This is a genomic window from Metapseudomonas resinovorans DSM 21078, from assembly GCF_000423545.1.
Classification (GTDB): domain Bacteria; phylum Pseudomonadota; class Gammaproteobacteria; order Pseudomonadales; family Pseudomonadaceae; genus Metapseudomonas; species Metapseudomonas resinovorans.
Genome location: NZ_AUIE01000047.1, coordinates 1 through 17481, shown reverse-complemented (window position 1 = coordinate 17481; position 17481 = coordinate 1). Strand labels below are relative to the sequence as shown.

Annotated in this window: 17 protein-coding genes; 7 read left to right on the top strand and 10 right to left on the bottom strand. The window is 63.2% G+C overall.

Going from position 1 to position 17481, the window contains the following annotated elements; translation table 11 throughout:
* A partial coding sequence (gene tnpB, locus G559_RS0122995; RefSeq protein WP_028630496.1) for an IS66 family insertion sequence element accessory protein TnpB occupies window positions 1–253 on the bottom strand: 253 nt, incomplete at its 3' end.
* 320 nt (window positions 254–573) lie between these two features.
* Here tnpB and G559_RS0122990 point away from each other — a divergent pair.
* Window positions 574–2367: an alpha/beta fold hydrolase gene (locus G559_RS0122990; protein ID WP_036997756.1), complete on the top strand. Its 1794-nt coding sequence runs from the start codon at window positions 574–576 to the stop codon at window positions 2365–2367.
* A gap of 30 nt (window positions 2368–2397) precedes the next feature.
* Here G559_RS0122990 and G559_RS0122985 read toward each other — a convergent pair whose 3' ends face one another.
* The 4 genes from G559_RS0122985 to G559_RS0122970 form a co-directional block, all read right to left on the bottom strand.
* Entirely contained in the window at window positions 2398–3165 is a 768-nt protein-coding gene (locus G559_RS0122985) for a hypothetical protein (RefSeq protein ID WP_028630494.1), read from the bottom strand.
* Window positions 3166–3352: 187 nt separating this feature from the next.
* Window positions 3353–4450, bottom strand: a complete 1098-nt coding sequence (locus G559_RS0122980) for a DUF1615 domain-containing protein (RefSeq protein ID WP_028630493.1) — start codon at window positions 4448–4450, stop codon at window positions 3353–3355.
* A gap of 265 nt (window positions 4451–4715) precedes the next feature.
* Window positions 4716–5222 carry a nucleoside deaminase gene (locus tag G559_RS0122975; RefSeq protein ID WP_028630492.1) on the bottom strand — a complete coding sequence of 169 codons (507 nt, stop codon included), beginning with the start codon at window positions 5220–5222 and terminating at the stop codon, window positions 4716–4718.
* 37 nt (window positions 5223–5259) lie between these two features.
* Window positions 5260–6585 carry a nucleobase:cation symporter-2 family protein gene (locus tag G559_RS0122970; protein ID WP_036997754.1) on the bottom strand — a complete coding sequence of 442 codons (1326 nt, stop codon included), beginning with the start codon at window positions 6583–6585 and terminating at the stop codon, window positions 5260–5262.
* Between the two features lie 158 nt (window positions 6586–6743).
* On the opposite strand from G559_RS0122970, the gene G559_RS0122965 reads away from it, so the two are divergent.
* Together G559_RS0122965 and G559_RS0122960 are read left to right on the top strand one after the other, a co-directional pair.
* Window positions 6744–7658, top strand: a complete 915-nt coding sequence (locus G559_RS0122965; protein ID WP_028630490.1) for a LysR family transcriptional regulator — start codon at window positions 6744–6746, stop codon at window positions 7656–7658.
* Window positions 7659–7981: 323 nt separating this feature from the next.
* Window positions 7982–8797 (top strand): gamma-glutamyl-gamma-aminobutyrate hydrolase family protein, encoded by an 816-nt coding sequence (locus G559_RS0122960; RefSeq protein ID WP_028630489.1) that lies wholly within the window; start codon window positions 7982–7984, stop codon window positions 8795–8797.
* 141 nt (window positions 8798–8938) lie between these two features.
* Here the strand turns inward: G559_RS0122960 and G559_RS0122955 are convergent, their stop codons facing one another.
* Window positions 8939–9874 (bottom strand): YeeE/YedE thiosulfate transporter family protein, encoded by a 936-nt coding sequence (locus tag G559_RS0122955; protein ID WP_028630488.1) that lies wholly within the window; start codon window positions 9872–9874, stop codon window positions 8939–8941.
* A gap of 118 nt (window positions 9875–9992) precedes the next feature.
* On the opposite strand from G559_RS0122955, the gene G559_RS0122950 reads away from it, so the two are divergent.
* Together G559_RS0122950 and G559_RS0122945 are read left to right on the top strand one after the other, a co-directional pair.
* A complete protein-coding gene (locus tag G559_RS0122950; protein WP_028630487.1) occupies window positions 9993–10478 on the top strand; it encodes a GNAT family N-acetyltransferase in 486 nt (161 codons plus the stop codon).
* A gap of 163 nt (window positions 10479–10641) precedes the next feature.
* Complete coding sequence (locus G559_RS0122945; RefSeq protein WP_028630486.1) at window positions 10642–11592, top strand: phospholipase D family protein; 951 nt, start codon at window positions 10642–10644, stop codon at window positions 11590–11592.
* 44 nt (window positions 11593–11636) lie between these two features.
* Here G559_RS0122945 and G559_RS0122940 read toward each other — a convergent pair whose 3' ends face one another.
* Together G559_RS0122940 and G559_RS0122935 are read right to left on the bottom strand one after the other, a co-directional pair.
* Complete coding sequence (locus tag G559_RS0122940) at window positions 11637–11936, bottom strand: cell division protein ZapA (RefSeq protein ID WP_028630485.1); 300 nt, start codon at window positions 11934–11936, stop codon at window positions 11637–11639.
* On the bottom strand, window positions 11933–12163 hold the full coding sequence (locus tag G559_RS0122935) for a hypothetical protein (RefSeq protein WP_028630484.1): 231 nt from the start codon (window positions 12161–12163) through the stop codon (window positions 11933–11935). The genes G559_RS0122940 and G559_RS0122935 overlap by 4 nt, the downstream gene beginning before the upstream one ends.
* Before the next feature lie 225 nt (window positions 12164–12388).
* Here G559_RS0122935 and G559_RS0122930 point away from each other — a divergent pair, with 225 nt between their 5' ends.
* Window positions 12389–14752: a DNA polymerase II gene (locus G559_RS0122930; RefSeq protein ID WP_028630483.1), complete on the top strand. Its 2364-nt coding sequence runs from the start codon at window positions 12389–12391 to the stop codon at window positions 14750–14752.
* Window positions 14753–14897: 145 nt separating this feature from the next.
* Here the strand turns inward: G559_RS0122930 and G559_RS0122925 are convergent, their stop codons facing one another.
* Together G559_RS0122925 and G559_RS0122920 are read right to left on the bottom strand one after the other, a co-directional pair.
* Window positions 14898–15530, bottom strand: a complete 633-nt coding sequence (locus G559_RS0122925; protein WP_028630482.1) for a response regulator — start codon at window positions 15528–15530, stop codon at window positions 14898–14900.
* Between the two features lie 25 nt (window positions 15531–15555).
* The gene (locus G559_RS0122920) at window positions 15556–16902 is read right to left on the bottom strand and encodes a cache domain-containing protein (RefSeq protein ID WP_028630481.1); all 1347 of its coding nucleotides are present in this window, start codon (window positions 16900–16902) and stop codon (window positions 15556–15558) included.
* 174 nt (window positions 16903–17076) lie between these two features.
* Between G559_RS0122920 and G559_RS29250 the strand changes: the two genes are divergently transcribed.
* On the top strand, window positions 17077–17481 hold a 405-nt coding region (locus tag G559_RS29250; protein WP_036997752.1), incomplete at its 3' end, for an OprD family outer membrane porin.

The following is a 17481-nucleotide window of genomic DNA, read 5'->3' as shown; positions in this document are numbered from 1 at the left end:
CATCAGCATTGGGCTTGGTCTTGAAGCGCTCAGCCTGCAGGCGCTTGAACCACAGGCAGAAGCCATTGCGTTCCCAATAGAGGATCTTCACCCGGTTGCGGGTCTTGTTGAGGAAGACAAACAACACGGGGTCGAACACGGCCACCTTGATATCCAGCTCCACCAGGGCCGCCAGACCATCAATGGATTTCCGGAAGTCGACGGGCTTCGGATAGAGGTAGACGGCTTTGACCTTGGCGTCCGGACGCATCATGACGGGGCTCCACTGGGAAAACGGGAGCCCAGCATCCGCAAGCGGACAGTTCAAATGAAGGTGGGGTTTGTGGAGCGCTTACGGTTCAACAAGGTGAACGGCGCCCTGCTCCAGTTACGTCAGTACCAATGAGAAACGTAATCGCAACTCGGTTAGTCGACCGAGGCAGCTCTGCCCCTGCCCCCCGTCGCTCAGCGCAGCCACTGTCATGAAATGAAAAACCGCTGTCGTGCGATGCAAGGCTTCCGGTCGGCGCGCCGCCTAGAGTCGATGCTCTTCAACGCAAGCAGGGCTCCTTGCCCGGGAACACGAGAGTCGTAATGAGCAAATCCCCTCGAACGAGCCAGACCGCAACAACCGCCAAGCGACTTCCAGCAGCAGGCCGAACCCGCCGCACCCGCAAGGACGCCGACCTCCCGCAGAACGCCGAGCAGCACGAGCTGATCGGCACGGCATCGAGCCAGACTCTGGCGGGCAACCCGCTGGTCAGCGTGCGCGCAGCCGACCTGGCCAGCTCTACCGGCTACCTGCTCAAGGCCCTGGGCAAATCGCCGCTCAAGGCCGGTTACCACCTCGGGGGTTACCTGAAGGAGCTGCGCGCCATCGTCGGGGGTACGTCGAGCATTGCTCCAGACCCCAGGGACAGGCGCTTCGCCGATCCGGCCTGGCAATCCAATTTCCTCTTGCGTGCCCTGCTGCAAAGCTATCTGGCCGGCCAGAGCGAGTTCACTCGCTTCATCGAATCCACCGATCTTGCTCCCATGGAGAAAAGCCGGGCCCAGTTCGTCGCATCGCTGCTGGCCGACGCCCTGTCGCCGAGCAATTCGCCCCTGACCAATCCGGCGGCCCTGCGCAAGTTGGTGGACACGGGCGGTGTGAGTCTCGCCAAGGGCGTTCGACAGTTCACCCACGACCTGCTGAATAACCGGGGACTCCCGGCGCAAGTCGACAGCACACCGTTCAAGGTGGGAGAGAACATCGCCACGGCCAAGGGCGAAGTGGTGTTCCGCAACGACATGTTCGAGCTGCTGCAGTTCGCACCGACCACCGCGAACACCTATGCGCGGCCATTGGTGATGTCGCCGCCGCAGATCAACAAGTACTACGCCATCGACCTGGCGCCGGAAAAGAGCCTGATCAAGTGGATCCAGGACAGCGGCGTGAACCTGTTCGTCATCAGCTGGCGCAACCCCACCAGCGAACACCGCGATTGGGGCCTGTCCGACTACGCCCTGTGCCTCGACCAGGCCGTGGACGTGGCGCGCAAGGTAACCGGCAGCCCAGACGTGAACATGTGGGGCTCCTGTTCCGGCGGCATCACCCTGGCGGCCTACCTGGGCTGGCTGGCGGCCCGTGGCGAAGGCCACAAGGTGGCCAACACCAGTTGGGCCGTGTGTGTGCTCGACATGCCCTCGGCACTGGACGACACCACGCTCGGCCTCTTCACCACCCCGGCCGCCCTGCGCGCGGCCAAGGCCAGCTCGCGGCGCAAGGGCGTGCTGAGCGGCCAGGACATGGCGCGCATGTTCGCCTGGATGCGCCCCAACGACCTGATCTGGAACTATTGGGTCAACAACTACCTGCTGGGCAACAAGCCGCCGGCGTTCGACATCCTCGCCTGGAACAACGACACCACGCGGCTACCGGCACAGTTGCACGCGGACTACCTCGACCTGGTGCAACTCAACCCCTACAGCAACCCGGGCACCCTGGAAATTGCCGGCGAAGCGATCGACATGACCCAAGTGAAGGTCGGCGCCTATGTGATTGGCGGCACCACCGACCACATCACGCCCTGGCAAGGCTGCTACGGCACGGCCCGCCTGTTCGGTGCGGACGCCACCTACGTGCTGTCCAACGCCGGCCACCTGCAGAGCCTGGTCAACCCGCCGGGCAATCCCAAGTCATTCTTCTATGCGGCGCCTGCTGCTGCCGATGACCCAGAGACCTGGCTGCAGAACGCCGGCGAACGCCAGCAAGGCAGTTGGTGGCCCCATTGGCGGGAGTGGATTCAACAACGCTCAGGCGACAGCCTGCCAGCGCCGAAGAAGCTGGGGGCTCGCAAGTACCCGCCTCTCTGCCCCGCACCTGGAACCTATGTGATGGAGCGTTGAGAACCAGCGGGGCCGGCGCACACGCGGCGCTCACAGGTCATCGTCGCGGGGAAGGATCGGCTGGTGCTTTTCTGCCAGCGGCACGCTGTCTGCTTGAGCGGTACCGATGCTGGCGGCCACCTGCAGCACGCCCATCCCGGCGAGAGTGATCACCGCAGCCGTCAGGATTGCCCAGAGCCACGAAAGGCCATAGAGATAATGCGCCGCGAAGGTGGCGGCCAACTGGGTGAGGATGCCAAGCACAGCAACCTGCAGGATCAGCAGGAGGGCCGCAGCGATTGCCGCTCCCGCTCGTCCGCCGGCATCCGCCGCAAATATAGCTACAGCCATGTCAGGCTCGCCGGAAAAGATCGCCTCCTCGGTGATTTGCTTTGCTTCCTGCTCACGCTGATCCGTGGACTCCTGCTGCTGTTCCGGCGTGAGGCCCTGCATCGCCTTGCGGATCGTCCATCCGGAAACCGCCAGCAGGTATCCCGCTGCTGCCGCCGATAGCAGCACCGAGCAAAGGGCGGACAAGGCTACCGGCATTCCCGCATTTAGCCAGAGACTCAGTGCGAATAAGGCCGACGCCGTGATGGTGATCCACAGGAGATGACCTTCGATGAAGTGGTCCAGTCGACGGATTCGCTTCGATAGTAATGCGCCCGCCACAGTGAGACCGGCCGTGAGCAACTCCGCGGCGAAGCTGTCGATGAACGCCTTGACGAGCGGACCGAGCGGCAGGGCCTTCAGCAAAGGTTCAAGAAGCAATCCCAGGATGACACCGGCAATTGCACCAAAGGCGGCCCTGGTGAACATGGTTCTTCCTCCATTGCCACTGGACGTGAAACGACTGGTTGCTCGGACTGCGGCTGGCGCCCAGGTCATCTGCAATCGGGGTCCTGCACGAGGCGACGGATTGCATTGCCTGAAGAATGGTACGGCTTGCGGGCTCTGTACAAGAAACCGCAGGCCGTCACATTGCAATGATCGGGCGCTCGCAGGATCAGCCGCCCGAGGCGCGCTTCATGCAACGTTGATAGCGCTCATCCACCCGTTTGGCGAACCACTCGGTGGTGAGCTTGCGGGTGATCTTCGGGCTCTTCAGGTCGATGCCCGGCATCACTTCTCGCGGCAGCTTGCGTCGTTCCACCTTGTCGGCCAAGGCGAAGACCCGCTCATAAAGGTCGGTTTCCTCGAACGCCAGGCTGTCGCCCTTGAGCAGCGCGCGGCGAATCGCGGAGTCGCTGAGATCCAGCGACTTACGCAAGGCGCGCACCGCCAGCTCGGTGGAGCCCGCCTTGCTCGATCCGTGGATGACCAGGTCGCCGTCCAGTGCCAAGGGAATTCCCGAGGCGAGGCTCACTGCATTCTGGAAGGCCGCATTGCGGCTGGCGTACCAGCCGGCGTTGAAGTCGGCGAAGCGGTACAGCGGCTTCGAGTAGTGGGTCGGATAGCCCAGCAGGTGGGCGATACCGAAGTACATACCGCCGCGCCGGGTGAACACCTCCTGGCGGATGGAGCCCTTGACCGGATAGGGATAGCCCTGCGCATTGGCTTCGGCAAAGGCGATGCTCACCTGCATCGGGCCGCCGGTATGCACGGGGTTGAAGTTGCCGAACAGCTTCTGACCCAGGGGCACCATGCCGATGAAGTCGTCGAAAATCACGCTCAGTTCCTTTTCCGTGCGCACACGGCTGAGACGCTGCTCATAGGTCTTGCCATTGGGTGAGTCGAGTTTCAGCGCAGAACTCACCAGGAACGCCGGCACATGCACGCGGCTGGCGCGGCGCTGGATTTCCTGCCGGGCAATCTTCGCCAGCCCTGGCACCTGCGGGTCGACCTGATAGGTGGATTCCTGCTCGGTGACCGCCAGAACGGCGCACAGGTTGCTGTTAGTGGGAGGGATGTCCTGGGCGGCGAAGGCGGCCTGGATATCGGCAGCCCAACCCTGGCGATCCGCCACGCTGGACGGCATCAACCTGACCACCTTGGCGCGCACCTCAGCGGGCCGCAGTACCGGTTCCTCTGGTCCCCGGGTGCCGCACGCGGCCAGGGTCAAAAGCGTGGCAAGGATGACGAATCGTGTGACGAGCTTGCTCATGAAGGGGCTGCCTTGCGGTTCATGCCGGGAAAACATGGCATGAAAGACAGCCACTGTGGGAAATGGTTTGCACAAGGCAAGAGCGCTGGTTTTTTGTCGGTTGGCGCCGAGCGCAGCGCGGCCCAACGTCGGTGACCGGTCAGCGTCACGCAACGTTGGGCTTCGCGCCGCTCAAACACGCCCTACGAAGGACCGCAAGGGCGCTCCAGATGCTCTGCCGCACAGCCTCTGGCCACACCGCCCGGGTGAATGGAGAGGCTGCCTCTCACGACCAGAAGCCGTCGTGGGCGGTGGCGGCCTCGGACTCCAGCATCGGCCCCAGCACCTCGACCTGGCGCTGGCCGCGCGCGAACACTTCGCGGCACGGCAGGGAGAAGGTCGGGTTCTCCGGGTGGGCACCGGTCAAACCCAGCAGCGCGTGTTCCGACAGCGCGTAGACCACCCGCCCGATGCCGGTCCAATACACCGCACCGGCACACATGCAGCAGGGTTCGGCGCTGGTATAGAGGGTGCAAAGGGCCAGCTCGTCGGGACTCAGCACCTTGGCCGCCAGGGCGACAGCGACCAGTTCGGCATGCTGGGTCGGGTCACCCTCCGGCGGCATGGAGTTGTTGCCGGCCTGGGCGATCACCTGGCCGTTGCGGTCAGCCACCAGTGCGGCGAACGGGTGGCGACCGCGCTCGCGGGACTCTTCGGAAAGGCGAATGGAGAGGCGCAGCAACTCCAGATCGAGGTCACTGATTCCGGTGGGAACGAGATTGCTGAAGGTCATGGATGACTCCTTGGCAGTAAAGGCGCGAATGCGCGAATCAGTCGGCCAGCTCGGCGGTGTCGCCCTGGCTGGCGGTTTCCTCCCGGTTGAGCAGGAGGTTGAGGACGATGGCGCTCACCGCGCCGAGGAAGATGCCGCTTTCCAGCACCAGGCGCAGGGCGCCATGGAAGTGCTCGAAGAGCGCCGGGAAGGACATCGGCAGCACGCCCACACTCACGGACACCGCCACCACCAGGGCATTGCGGGTGCCTTCGAAGCGCACCCGCGACAGTTCCTGGATGCCGGCTACCGTGGTCATGCCGAACATCACGATGGCGCAGCCACCCAGCACCGGCGTGGGGACCGCGGCGATCAGGGCGCCCAGCTTGGGAAACAGGCCCATGAGGATCATCAGGCCGCCGGCAGCCGCCACCACGAAGCGGCTCTTGATATTGGAGAGCGCGATCAGACCGGTGTTCTGGGTGAAGGCGTTGTAGGGGAAGCTGTTGAACAGGCCGCCGATCATGGTGGACAGGCCATCCGCGCGAAACGCGTCGCCCAGGGTGCGCTGGGTGATGGCTCGACCGGTGAGCTTACCGATGGCCAGGCAGTTGCCGGTGGTCTCGGCCATGATCACCAGCATCGCCAGGGTCATGATCAGGATGGGCGTGAGCGAGAACTGCGGCGTGCCGAAGGCCATCGGCGCGGACAGCTCGAACCAGTCTGCCTCGCCTACCCGGCTGAAGTCGGTCATGCCGCATGCGGCAGCGATCAGGCTGCCGGCGAACAGCCCGATCAGCACGCTCAGGTTACCGACGAAGCCGGAGAACCGAGCGTGGACCACCAACGTGATGGCTACGGTCGCCAGCCCCAGCAGCAGGTTGGCCGGCTTGCCGAAATCCTCCGCGCCGGGGTTGCCGCCCCCGAGCCAGATCGCCGCTGCCGGCATCAGCGAGATGCCGATGATGGTGATCAGGCTGCCGATCACCACTGGCGGGAAGAAGCGCAACAAACGGCTGAACACCGGCGCCAGGGCAATCGTGATGGCACCGGCGGCAATCACCGCACCGAACACCTCCTGCAACCCGTAGGCCTTGCCGATCATCACCATGGGGGCCAGGGCGATGAAGGAGCAGGCCTGCACCAGCGGCAGGCGCGCGCCGAAGCGCCAGAAACCGAGGGTCTGGATCAGGGTGGCGATGCCGGAGGTCAGAAGGTTGGCGTTGATCAGCAGAACGATCTGGGCAGACGTCAGGCCCAGGGCGCTGCCGAGGATCAGCGGCACGGCGACCGCGCCCGCATAGAGCACCAGCACGTGCTGCAGGCCGTAGGTGAAGAGTTGGCGGACGGGAAGCAACTGGTCCACGGGATGGGGATGGCTCATCGGGGATTCTCCTGGGAAGCAACGTGTTCTTGTTATGAGGTTTGGGTTGCCCAGCGATTCGAGGAGGCAGTGCTGGTTGGGCGCCATACTCCCCGCTTGATAGCGATGGACCAAATGAATAACCATCGCTTCTATCGATGGATGAAAGGAAAGGCATGATGAGGTTTTCACTGGATCAGCTGCAGGTACTGGTCACCGTTGCGCAGACAGGCTCCTTCTCTGCAGCGGCGCGCAGGCTCGGGCGCACGCAGTCCACCGTCAGCGCCGCCATCGCCAACCTGGAAACGGACCTTGGCGTCGAGTTGTTCGACCGCTCCACGCGTATCCCGACATTGACCGCCGCGGGCCAGAAGCTGCTGTTGGAGGCCGAGGCCGTTCTGGAACGCTGCCTGGCGCTGGAAGGTCATGCCGACAGCCTGACGGAGGAAACCGAGCCCAGCCTGACCCTGGCCATCGAGGTGCCCTACAACACCGTGATGCCGGTGCTCTGCGAGTTCGAGCAGGCCTTTCCTTATGTGGACCTGATCGTCCGCCACCCGGTACACGGGGATGTGGCTGGCATGGTGCAGAAGGGCGAGGTGGAGATGGGCATCGCCTTTTCCCAACCTGAGTACCCACGAGAACTGGAGTTCCAGCAATTGGGCAAGCTGATCATGGTCCACGTCACCCACCCCGGGCATCCGCTGGCGCAGCTCCCCCAGGTCCGCTTCGCCGACCTTCATGCCCATCGCCGCCTGGCCTTCAGCGCCCATGCCAGCAAACTGCCCAGCAGTGAATACCTGCGCGCGACCCGGCTATGGCAGGCGGAGAGCTACATGGCACTGCTGGAAATGGTGCGCGCAGGCGTCGGCTGGGCGACCCTGCCCCGCCAGTTGATCCATCGGGACCTGGCCAACGGCGATCTGGTGGAACTGCAATTGGAGGCTTATCCGCACACAGACTGGCTGGTGGGCGTGGACCTGCTCTGGCCGCGACGGCAGGGGCGCGGCAAGGCCAAGCGCTGGCTCAGGGAGCGGTTGATGCGCAACAAGGTGTTTGAGCTGGACCGCCAGGGCAAGGCGACGACGCTCTAGGACGAGACTTCCCCACCCGGCGTAAAGTCCATCATTCTGAACACTCGTTCTGGATGCTGAACCGAAAAATATTTTCTTACACGCGACAAAATTATTATAAATCAATGACTTAATCGTGAAAAACCGATAAAAATCGGCCATTATTTTTTACGTTTTTCGTCGGTATCGTTTGACATATTAAACGGCTCTGGCAGGCTATATAGCAGGTCTCGACCGGAAATCGCCCCGCCGATTGCCGGCAGTGCTCGGGATCTCAGGTAGCGCTAACCCTCACTGGCGCGCCTGCACAGCAACGATAGGCTGAGCCTGTCCCAAGGTGAAATATGTCCAACAGCAACATTGGCAATAAGAAACAGACCACTCGTAAACCGGTCGTCCTGATGTCCATGGGCGCCCAGGAACGCAAGGGCCACGACTACCAGGTGATGACCCACAAGTACATCGTCCCGCTGGTAGAGTTCTCCGAATGTGTACCCGTCCTCGTGCCCACTTGCTGCGGCACCGAAGACCTCGAGCAGTACCTCGATATGGCTGACGGCGTTTACCTCACCGGTGCCGGCAGCAACATCGACCCGGCGCTCTACGGCCAGGAGAACCTGACCCCGGAGAAAGGCCAGGACAAGGATCGCGACCTCTTCGACCTGCCCCTGATTCGTGCTGCCCTCGCACGCGGACTGCCGATCTTCGGCATCTGCCGTGGCATGCAGGAAATCAACGTCGCCCTGGGCGGCGACATGTACCAGAAGGTCTACGCCGAGCCCGGCTTCAACGACCACCGCGAAAACACCGAAGACCCGGTAGACGTCCAGTACGCTCCGGCGCACAGCGTGCGCATTCAGCAGAACAGCTGGCTGCACAAGGTGCTGGGCACTGATGAAATCCGCGTCAACTCGCTGCACGGCCAGGGCCTGAAAACCCTCGGCAAAGGCATCGAGGCGATCGCCCGCGCTGAAGACGGCCTGGTGGAAGCCATCCACGCGCCGAACTTGTCGCCCTTCCTCTTCGCGGTGCAGTGGCACCCGGAATGGCAGGCGGCGAAGAACCCCGATTCGGTGAAGATCTTCGAAGCCTTTGGCGAAGCCTGCCGCAAGCAGGTGGAGCGCAAGGCCAAGGGCAAGGCGTTCGATCACGCTGCCTGAGTCTGCACCCGTCGAAAGAAGAAGCCCGGCCTCAATCGCCGGGCTTTTTTTGTCGTTCCCCAACCCTCAGAAGCCACCAAATGTAGCCCGGATGCAATCCGGGAATGGGCCCGCCTGGCACGGGCGATGTCCGCTGCTCCATTACGCACGCCTTTTCTGCAGCCGCACCAACCAGAGCGAGCTCACCACCACCACGCACATACTGGCGAAGGCCAGCCACGCATTCGGCCAGAGCAGCGGCATGCCGAACAGAATCAGGCTGTCATTGCCACCGGGTACCAGGGTGGCGCCAAGGCCCATCATCACCCCGCCACAGAAACACTTCAGCAGCGCCCACGGCGTAGGCCAGCGATGTTCCCAAAGACCAGCCGTCCAGCCGCCCAGCAGCGCCCCGGCGAACATCACCGGCAGCAGCACGCCGCGCAGACCCAGTTCCATGAAGCGTCCGGTGCCCAGTTCGGCGAGTATGTCGGTGTAGGCCCAGGCACCCACGCAAACGAACAGCAGCAGGAAGGCAACCCCGAGGACGATGGTGGCGTGATGCGGCGACCAGATGGACGCATTCGCCGAGCCGTTGTGCCGGTTCCAGGCCAGCCAGCCCAGACGTGCCACCAGCGCCGCGATGATCAGCGGTACCAGGCCGATGGGAACCTGTTGCAACCAGTCCGGAATGGCCACCGGCATGGCCGACGTCATTGCCTGGCTGCGTCCGGCCAGGGCAAAGCCGGCGAGAAAGCCCGGCGGCGTCGCCAACCAGGCCCATTGCCCGGAGCCGATCCGCGCCACCACGCCAAAGGCGCAACCCCCGTTGATGAAGGCCCCGATACCCAACAAGGCCCCGCCCAGCGCAGCATGCCAATGCAACGAATAGCCCATGGGCACCATGGGCAGGCGATCGAAAGCGCGCAGCAGGACGAAGCCGCCAAGCACCCAGAGCGAGGTTTCCAGAAGTGCCCGGAAGCGTGCCCAATGGCCCTTGTTCACGGCCTCTTCCAGCGCAGCCACCAGGCAGGTGCCGCCGCGCTGCACGGCAAACCCCATCAACAGGGCCAGGAGAACGCTCGCCAGCAGTATCACGCCCTCGCCCTCCGCAGGCCGGGTATTCCCTCAAGCTTAGCGAGCGATTCGGCAGACGCTTCATGCGGACCGTCAAAGGCACTAGCATGGCCGCCTCAACTGCCCATGGAGAGTCACAGTGCCCCTCTCGATCCGCCCCGCCCAGCCTGAAGACGCGCAACAGATCCTCGACTTCATCACCGAATTGGCGGTCTACGAGCGTGCCGGCCACGAGGTCATCGCCAGTGTCGAAGACATTCGCCGCACCCTGTTCGCCGACAACGCACCCTCCCGCGCCCTGATGTGCCTGCTCGACGACCAGCCAATCGGCTACGCGGTGTACTTCTACAGTTACTCCACCTGGCTTGGGCGCAACGGGATCTATCTGGAAGACCTCTATATCACCCCGGAGCAACGCGGCATCGGCGCCGGCCGTCGACTGCTGCGGGAAATCGCCCGCGAGGCCCGCGCCAACGACTGCGGCCGCCTGGAATGGAGCGTGCTGGACTGGAACCAGCCGGCCATCGACTTCTATCGCGCCATCGGCGCCCTGCCCCAGGACGAATGGGTACGCTACCGTCTGGACGGCGATGCCCTGCGGGAGTTTGCCGAAAGCAACGATTGAAGCGTCCAATTCCCGTGCATTCCAGCCCCGTAGCCTCGTGCTCCAGGCTGCACGCCAGACGTCCAAGCCATGCAGCGGGTCCGCAGAGCAATTCGGACGCTGGCTTATGGCATCGCCTGTGCGAAAATGCGGAAATTGCAGAGTAGATGTCGCTGGAGACTGTATGGAAATTCTGGATTACGAAGACAGCCTTGAAACCTATCTGGCCGAACTGAACGGAAAGAAGATCACGATAGTTTCGGCCTTCGCCAGCGGCACCGAGCCCTTGATCGACCAGATGATCGAGAACGGCAACCAGCTGGACATCATCGTCGGCAGCATCAACTCGCTGACTTCCCCCGACTTCATCGAGCATTGCCTCAACGAGTCCAATCCTGACCTGGCCCTGTCGGTGGACTTCCGTTACCAGGCAAGCGTGAACTGGAAGCTCTACCTGATCGAGCCGGATGTGGTGATAGTCGGCAGCGCCAACCTGACCCAGGTGGGCGTCAGCCTGGTGCGCGATACCTGCACCGTGATCACCGACGCAGCCCTGTACGATGCCTACCTGGCGCGAGTCCAGGCACTGAAGGCCATCGACGGCGTGATGGCCTGCAGCCACTCGCAAGCCTTCGAAGACGCACTGGACAGCTACAAGCAGAACCACCGCCGCATGCAGGCCGGCCTGGCGCGCACCGCCGAGTACCTGGACAGCGAAGGCTGGCTGGGCGACGACATCAATCAGAGCATCCCGCTGTTCATCTGGTACAGCGACCACTCGCCGCAATCCGAAGACGAGGCGCGCAACCACCTCAAGTCCAGCAGCGACGGCGTGGCCTGGGACGATGTTCGCGAGTTCTTCACCTATGAATGCGCCGAGGGCGCCCTGCCCTACGAGGAAGGCGACGTGGTGCTGACTGCGCGCTGCAACGGCTCGCACATCGGCTTCTACACCTTCGACCGCATCCTCTATCGCGAAGGCACCTACTACATCTACGCCTACCGCAAGAAGCGCTACACCCAGCCGTTCAAGCTGGATGGCGACAAGGAACTGCTCAAGGACGCCATTCCGGCGTGGTACGAAGACGGCCGCACCGAGATCAACCGCGCCGATATCCTGCGCGTCATCCAGTGACCCCCGGTGGGTGGAAATCCACATTGTGAATTTCCACCCTTGGGTCAATTGCCAGCGTTGTCCAACTGCTCGCGAATGCGCCGATTGAGCACGGCCAGGCGCTGGGTAACGTCGGCCTCATCCTGCGGATTGTCGCCGGCGTTCAACTGGCGCGCACAAAGGTTGAGCGCGGAAAGCACCACCAGCTCGCTGCCGGTGACGTAGGGGAATTTCTTGTTGTTGGCGGCGATCTCCGCCTGCAGCATCGCAGCCGCATCCCGCAGCACCTGCTCCTCACCGGGTGGCGCCTTGATGCTGTACTCGCGCCCGAGGATGCGCAGCACGCGGATGCCGTCTCTGTTCATGCGCTGGCGCGGCTCTCACTGACGCGGCGAACCAGTGCCTGCAGGCGCTCCGCGGTGGCGCTGTGCTTCTCTTCCTGCTCCATCGCGGCCAGTTGCAGGCTGTCATTCTCTTCACGGACCTTGCGCAGCTCGGCACGGATGCGCGCGTTGTCGTCGGCAATGGCCTGGTTCTGTTGCAGCAGCTCGCCGACAAGCTGTTCGAGTTGTACGAGGGTATTGTCCAGCATGATCGTCTCCCGGACGGATGAAAATGGCCGCGGAGCATAAAGAAAAGCCCCCTTGCTGGCCAGATAAAATAGTCTTGCTCAGACAGACCGTATGCTGTCGATTCAATGGCTTAGCTCATGCTCTTCATGTCAATCAGACACCATGAGCAGCACCTCGTCCGCCGCACGCGGCGAAACGATGACGAGTAGAATCCCGCAGTGAAAAAAGGTTCCGAGGTTTCAGTCGTGGATTTACAGCAAGGATTCGTCCTGACCCGGCATTGGCGGGACACACCCGAGGGAACGGAAGTCGAATTCTGGCTGGCCACCGACGCCGGCCCGCGACAGATACGCCTGCCCGTCCAGACTTCGGTGGCCTTCATTCCCGCCGAGCAACGCGAGCGCGCTGAGCCCCTGCTGCGGGCCGAGCCAGACGTGGAACTGCGCCCCCTTGCCCTCTGCGACTTCCAGCACCGCCCGGTGCTCGGCCTCTACTGCAAGCAATATCGCCAGCTAATGCGCCTGGAAAAGGCCTTGCGCAAGGCTGGCGTGGATGTCTTCGAAGCGGATATCCGTCCGCCAGAGCGCTACCTGATGGAGCGTTTCATCACCGCGCCCGTGCTCTTCGGCGGCACCCCGGATGCCAGTGGCCGGCTGCTGGACGCCCAGCTCAAACCGACTCCCGACTACCGCCCACAGCTCAAGCTGGTGTCCCTGGATATCGAAACCACCGAGCGCGGCGAACTCTATTCCATCGCGCTGGAGGGCTGCGGCCAACGGCAGGTCTACATGCTCGGCCCGGCCAACGGCGACGCCAGCGATGTCGATTTCCAACTCGATTACCGGGACAGCCGCGCCGAGCTTCTGGAGGCCCTGAACCAGTGGCTCGCCGAGCATGACCCGGACGCCATCATCGGCTGGAACCTGGTGCAGTTCGACCTGCGCGTGCTGCAAGCCCATGCCGAGCAGTTGAAGGTACCGCTGCGCCTGGGCCGAGACGGCGACCCCATGGGCTGGCGCGAGCATGGCAGCGGCAACAATCACTACTTTGCCGAAGCCACCGGGCGGCTGATCATCGACGGCATCGAGGCACTGCGCTCGGCCACCTGGAGCTTTCCGTCCTTCAGCCTGGAAAACGTGGCCCAGACCTTGCTCGGCGAAGGCAAGGCGATCGACACGCCCTACCAGCGCATGGACGAGATCAACCGCATGTTCGCCGAGGACAAGCCCGCCCTGGCGCGCTACAACCTCAAGGACTGCGAGCTGGTCACCCGCATTTTCGAAAAGACCGAACTGCTCCACTTCCTGCTGGAACGTGCCACGGTCACCGGCCTGGCCACCGATCGCAGTGGCGGCTCGGTGGCGGCCTTCACGCATCTCTACCTGCCGCTGATGCACCGCCAGGGCTTCGTCGCCCCCAACCTCGGCGAGAAGAAACCGGAGGCCAGTCCCGGCGGCTTTGTCATGGACTCGCGTCCCGGCCTTTATGAGTCGGTACTGGTGCTGGACTACAAGAGCCTTTACCCGTCGATCATCCGCAGCTTCCTGATCGACCCGGTGGGCCTGATCGAGGGGCTCAAGCAGCCGGACGACGCGCATTCGGTGCCGGGATTCCGCGGCGCCCGCTTTTCCCGTAGCCGGCACAGCCTGCCGGCCATCGTGGAACGGGTCTGGCAAGGCCGCGAGGCCGCCAAGCGCGACGGCAACAAGCCGCTGTCCCAGGCGCTGAAGATCATCATGAACGCCTTCTACGGCGTGCTCGGCTCCAGCGGATGCCGCTTCTTCGATACGCGCCTGGCCTCCTCCATCACCATGCGTGGTCACGAGATCATGCGCCGCACCCGTGAGCTGATCGAAGCCCAGGGCTACAGCGTGATCTATGGCGACACCGACTCAACGTTCGTCTGGCTCAAGCGCCCCCATGGCGAAGACGACGCCACGCGAATCGGTCGCAGCCTGGTGCAACACGTCAACCAGTGGTGGCGCGAACACCTGATGCAGGAGTACGGCCTGGAATGCGCCTTGGAACTGCAGTTCGAAACCCACTACCAGCGCTTCCTGATGCCCACCATCCGTGGCGCCGAGGAAGGCAGCAAGAAGCGCTACGCCGGCCTGGTGGCGCGTCCGGACGGCAGTCGCGAGATGGTCTTCAAGGGCCTGGAAACCGTGCGCACCGACTGGTCGCCCCTGGCCCAGCTGTTCCAGAAGGAGCTCTACCAGCGCATCTTCAATCGCCAGCCCTACCAGGATTACGTGCGCGACTACGTGCAACGCACCCTGGCCGGGGAACTGGATGAACACCTGGTCTATCGCAAGCGGCTGCGCCGCCAACTGGACGACTACACCCGCAACGTGCCGCCCCACGTTCGCGCCGCGCGCATGGCCGACGAGTTCAACGACCGCCAGGGCCGACCGCGCCAGTACCAGAACGGAGGCTGGATCAGCTACCTGATCACCGTGAATGGTCCCGAGCCACTGGAAACGCGCCGCTCGGCCATCGACTACGACCACTACCTCACCCGACAGCTGCAACCCATTGCAGATGCCATCCTGCCCTTCGTGGGGGACGACTTCGCCTCACTGGTCGACAAGCAGATGGTGCTGTTCTAGTCGGCAGTTGGGCTGCCCTTCCTACAGCGCTGCAACCCCATGACAGAACGATGGGTTTCGCAGGCTCTACCCATCCTACGGCGCTGTCCCGGTAGAACATGAAACGAAACCCATCAACGCAGCCCGCAGGTTGCCGGGATCAGGTTCAGATCGAAATCAGCCCATGCTCCAGGGCGTACTTCACCAGGGCGGCGGGGGTGTCGATGTTGAGCTTGCGGCGAATGCTGAGGCGGTAGGTTTCCACCGTGCGCACGCTGATATCCAGCTCGCGCGCCACTTCCTTGTTGTTCAGCCCCTTGGCGATCATCGACAGCACCTGTAATTCGCGGGGAGTGAGCTCGTTCTCGTCGCGGATGTTGGTGGCCAGCTTGCGGGCGATTTCCGGACTGTAGAAGCTGCCGCCGGCGACGATGGCCTCGATGGCGGCGATCAGTTCGGTGGAAGGCGCGTTTTTCAGCACGTAGCCAAAAGCGCCGGCGTTGATGGAGGTGCGCACGTACTCCTGGTTGTCGTACATGCTGAGGATCAGGATCTTGATGCCCGGATACAGGCTGCACAGCTTGCGTGTCAGTTCCAGGCCGTTCATGTCCTTGAGGCCAACGTCCACCAGCAGCAAGTCCAGCTCGGTGGAGGCCACCAGCTCCAGCGCTTCGGCGCCGGACTCGGCCTGGGCCACGACCTCGAAGTGCGGCATTGCCGATAGCAGGGATTTCACGCCATCGCGCACCAGCACGTGGTCGTCGATCAGCGCGATTCTGATGGGGCGGGGAAAGCTCATCACGGCCTCTGGTTGGGTAGAGCCGTCAAGCTCTTTGCAGGGGAATCTCGACCTGCAATTCCGTGCGGCCGGTTATCGAGGAAAGACTGAAATTGCCGTGGTGGTGATCCACCCGCTCCCTGATGTTGCGCAGACCGATTCCCTGGCTTCTATCCATCAGGCCGGGGTCGAACCCCACGCCGTTGTCCTCCACCCGCAGGACAATGCTGTCCCCGTTGGCGGAAAGCGAGATTATAGCGGCGCTGGCCTTCGCGTGGCGCTCGATGTTGCCCAGGGCCTCCTGGATGATGCGGAACAGCGTGACACGAACGTCCATGTCGAGGCTGGCGTCGTCCAGCCCGCGTTCATACTGGGTGCGGATCGCCGTGCGCTGCTCGAACTCACGCACCAGTTGGTCGATGGCGGGCGACAGGCCGAGAGTGTCCAGCAATGACGGGCGCAAGTCGTGGGAGATGCGGCGGATCTCGCCAATGGCCTCGCCCAGGCGCGTCGTACCCGCGCGCAGGTTCTCCAGCCCCCTGCTCTGCCCGCTCTCCAACTCCAGGCTGGCCAGCTCGAACTGGAACTTGATCGACACCAGTTGCTGGCTGATGCCGTCGTGCAGCTCGCGGGATACTCGCGAGCGCTCCTCCTCCTGCAGGTGGACAATGCGCTGGTTGAGGGCGGAGAGTTTGCGGTCGGCGAGGCGATGCTCGGTGAAGTTCAGCATCAGGCCACCGGTGAACACCACCAGCACGGCAATCAGCGAGAAGGACGCAATCGCCAGCACCGTGGTCAGCACGCCCGTGGCCACCTCCTGACGGGATTTGAGCGTCGCCACCTCGACATCGTCGATGTAGATGCCGGTGCCCAGCATCCAGCCCCAGCGGTCCAGCATCACCACGTACGAGAGCTTCTCGGTCACCTGCCGGCTGGAGGGCTTCTCCCAGGTGTAGAGCTGGTAGCCATCCCCCTTCTCGGCACTGTCGAGCAGCGCCTGGATCACCGGCAGGCCGTTCTTGTCCTTCATGCCGATGAGTTCCTTGCCCACCAGGTTCGCCTGCCGGGGGTGCATCAGGTTCTTGCCGTGGCGGTCGTAGACGAAGAAGTAGCCGTCCATGCCGAAGTTCGCCCGTGACAGCATGTGCAGTGCCTGTTGCCGGGCCTCCTCGTCGTCCCGGCCACTCTGGTACAGCGGAGCGATCAGGCTCAGGGCCAGCTCCAGGTAGTTTTTCAGCTCGGCCTTCTTGGCAGCCATGATGCTGCTTTCCACCAGCCTGGCCTGTTCCTCCTCCAGCTTGCGGCTCTGGGCGAACACCAGGACGCAGATAAAGAGCACCGACACGATGAGGGGCAGGACACTGAGCGTCACGATCTTGTATTTGAGTTGCATGGTCACTCGCATCTAAGCGCTGCCGAGCAGTGGCTCGGTAGTTCTACGTACCTGCGGTCGGTAGAACAGCGCATTTCAATGGGCAGCTCGCCCGTGAATAGTTGCGCGGCTGTGCTGACCCTCCAACAAGAGGCCCGCCAGCTCACCCGCTTCCACAATAACAAGAGAAAGAACATGTCCCGACATACCCGTCTCTGTTCCTCCCTGCTCCTGCTGACCGGCACCGCCATCGGCGTCGTCTCCCCTGCCCAGGCCGAGTTCATCAAGGACAGCAAGGCCAGCCTGGAACTGCGTAACTTCTACTTCAACCGCGACTTCCGCCAGGAAAACGCCCCTCAGGCCAAGGCCGAGGAATGGGCCCAGGGCTTTCTCCTGCGCTACGAATCCGGCTACACCGAGGGCAGCGTCGGCGTGGGCGTCGATGCCCTTGGCCTGCTCGGCGTCAAGCTCGACTCCAGCGCCGACCGTAGCAACACCGGCCTGCTCAAGCGCGACCGTGAAACCGGCCGCGCCCAGGACGAGTACGGCGAACTCGGCCTGACCGCCAAACTGCGCGCCTCCAAGAGCGTGCTCAAGGTC

What these genes read in the sequence shown, in the direction of transcription:
- G559_RS0122940 (WP_028630485.1), bottom strand. Translation starts at nt 11,936, where the DNA reads ATGAACAGAGACGGCATCCGCGTGCTGCGCATCCTCGGGCGCGAGTAC.
- G559_RS0122990 (WP_036997756.1), top strand. Translation starts at nt 574, where the DNA reads ATGAGCAAATCCCCTCGAACGAGCCAGACCGCAACAACCGCCAAGCGA.
- G559_RS0122975 (WP_028630492.1), bottom strand. Translation starts at nt 5,222, where the DNA reads ATGACCTTCAGCAATCTCGTTCCCACCGGAATCAGTGACCTCGATCTG.
- G559_RS0122945 (WP_028630486.1), top strand. Translation starts at nt 10,642, where the DNA reads ATGGAAATTCTGGATTACGAAGACAGCCTTGAAACCTATCTGGCCGAA.
- G559_RS0122985 (WP_028630494.1), bottom strand. Translation starts at nt 3,165, where the DNA reads ATGTTCACCAGGGCCGCCTTTGGTGCAATTGCCGGTGTCATCCTGGGA.
- G559_RS0122935 (WP_028630484.1), bottom strand. Translation starts at nt 12,163, where the DNA reads ATGCTGGACAATACCCTCGTACAACTCGAACAGCTTGTCGGCGAGCTG.
- G559_RS0122925 (WP_028630482.1), bottom strand. Translation starts at nt 15,530, where the DNA reads ATGAGCTTTCCCCGCCCCATCAGAATCGCGCTGATCGACGACCACGTG.
- G559_RS0122960 (WP_028630489.1), top strand. Translation starts at nt 7,982, where the DNA reads ATGTCCAACAGCAACATTGGCAATAAGAAACAGACCACTCGTAAACCG.
- G559_RS0122980 (WP_028630493.1), bottom strand. Translation starts at nt 4,450, where the DNA reads ATGAGCAAGCTCGTCACACGATTCGTCATCCTTGCCACGCTTTTGACC.
- G559_RS0122970 (WP_036997754.1), bottom strand. Translation starts at nt 6,585, where the DNA reads ATGAGCCATCCCCATCCCGTGGACCAGTTGCTTCCCGTCCGCCAACTC.
- G559_RS0122920 (WP_028630481.1), bottom strand. Translation starts at nt 16,902, where the DNA reads ATGCAACTCAAATACAAGATCGTGACGCTCAGTGTCCTGCCCCTCATC.
- G559_RS0122965 (WP_028630490.1), top strand. Translation starts at nt 6,744, where the DNA reads ATGAGGTTTTCACTGGATCAGCTGCAGGTACTGGTCACCGTTGCGCAG.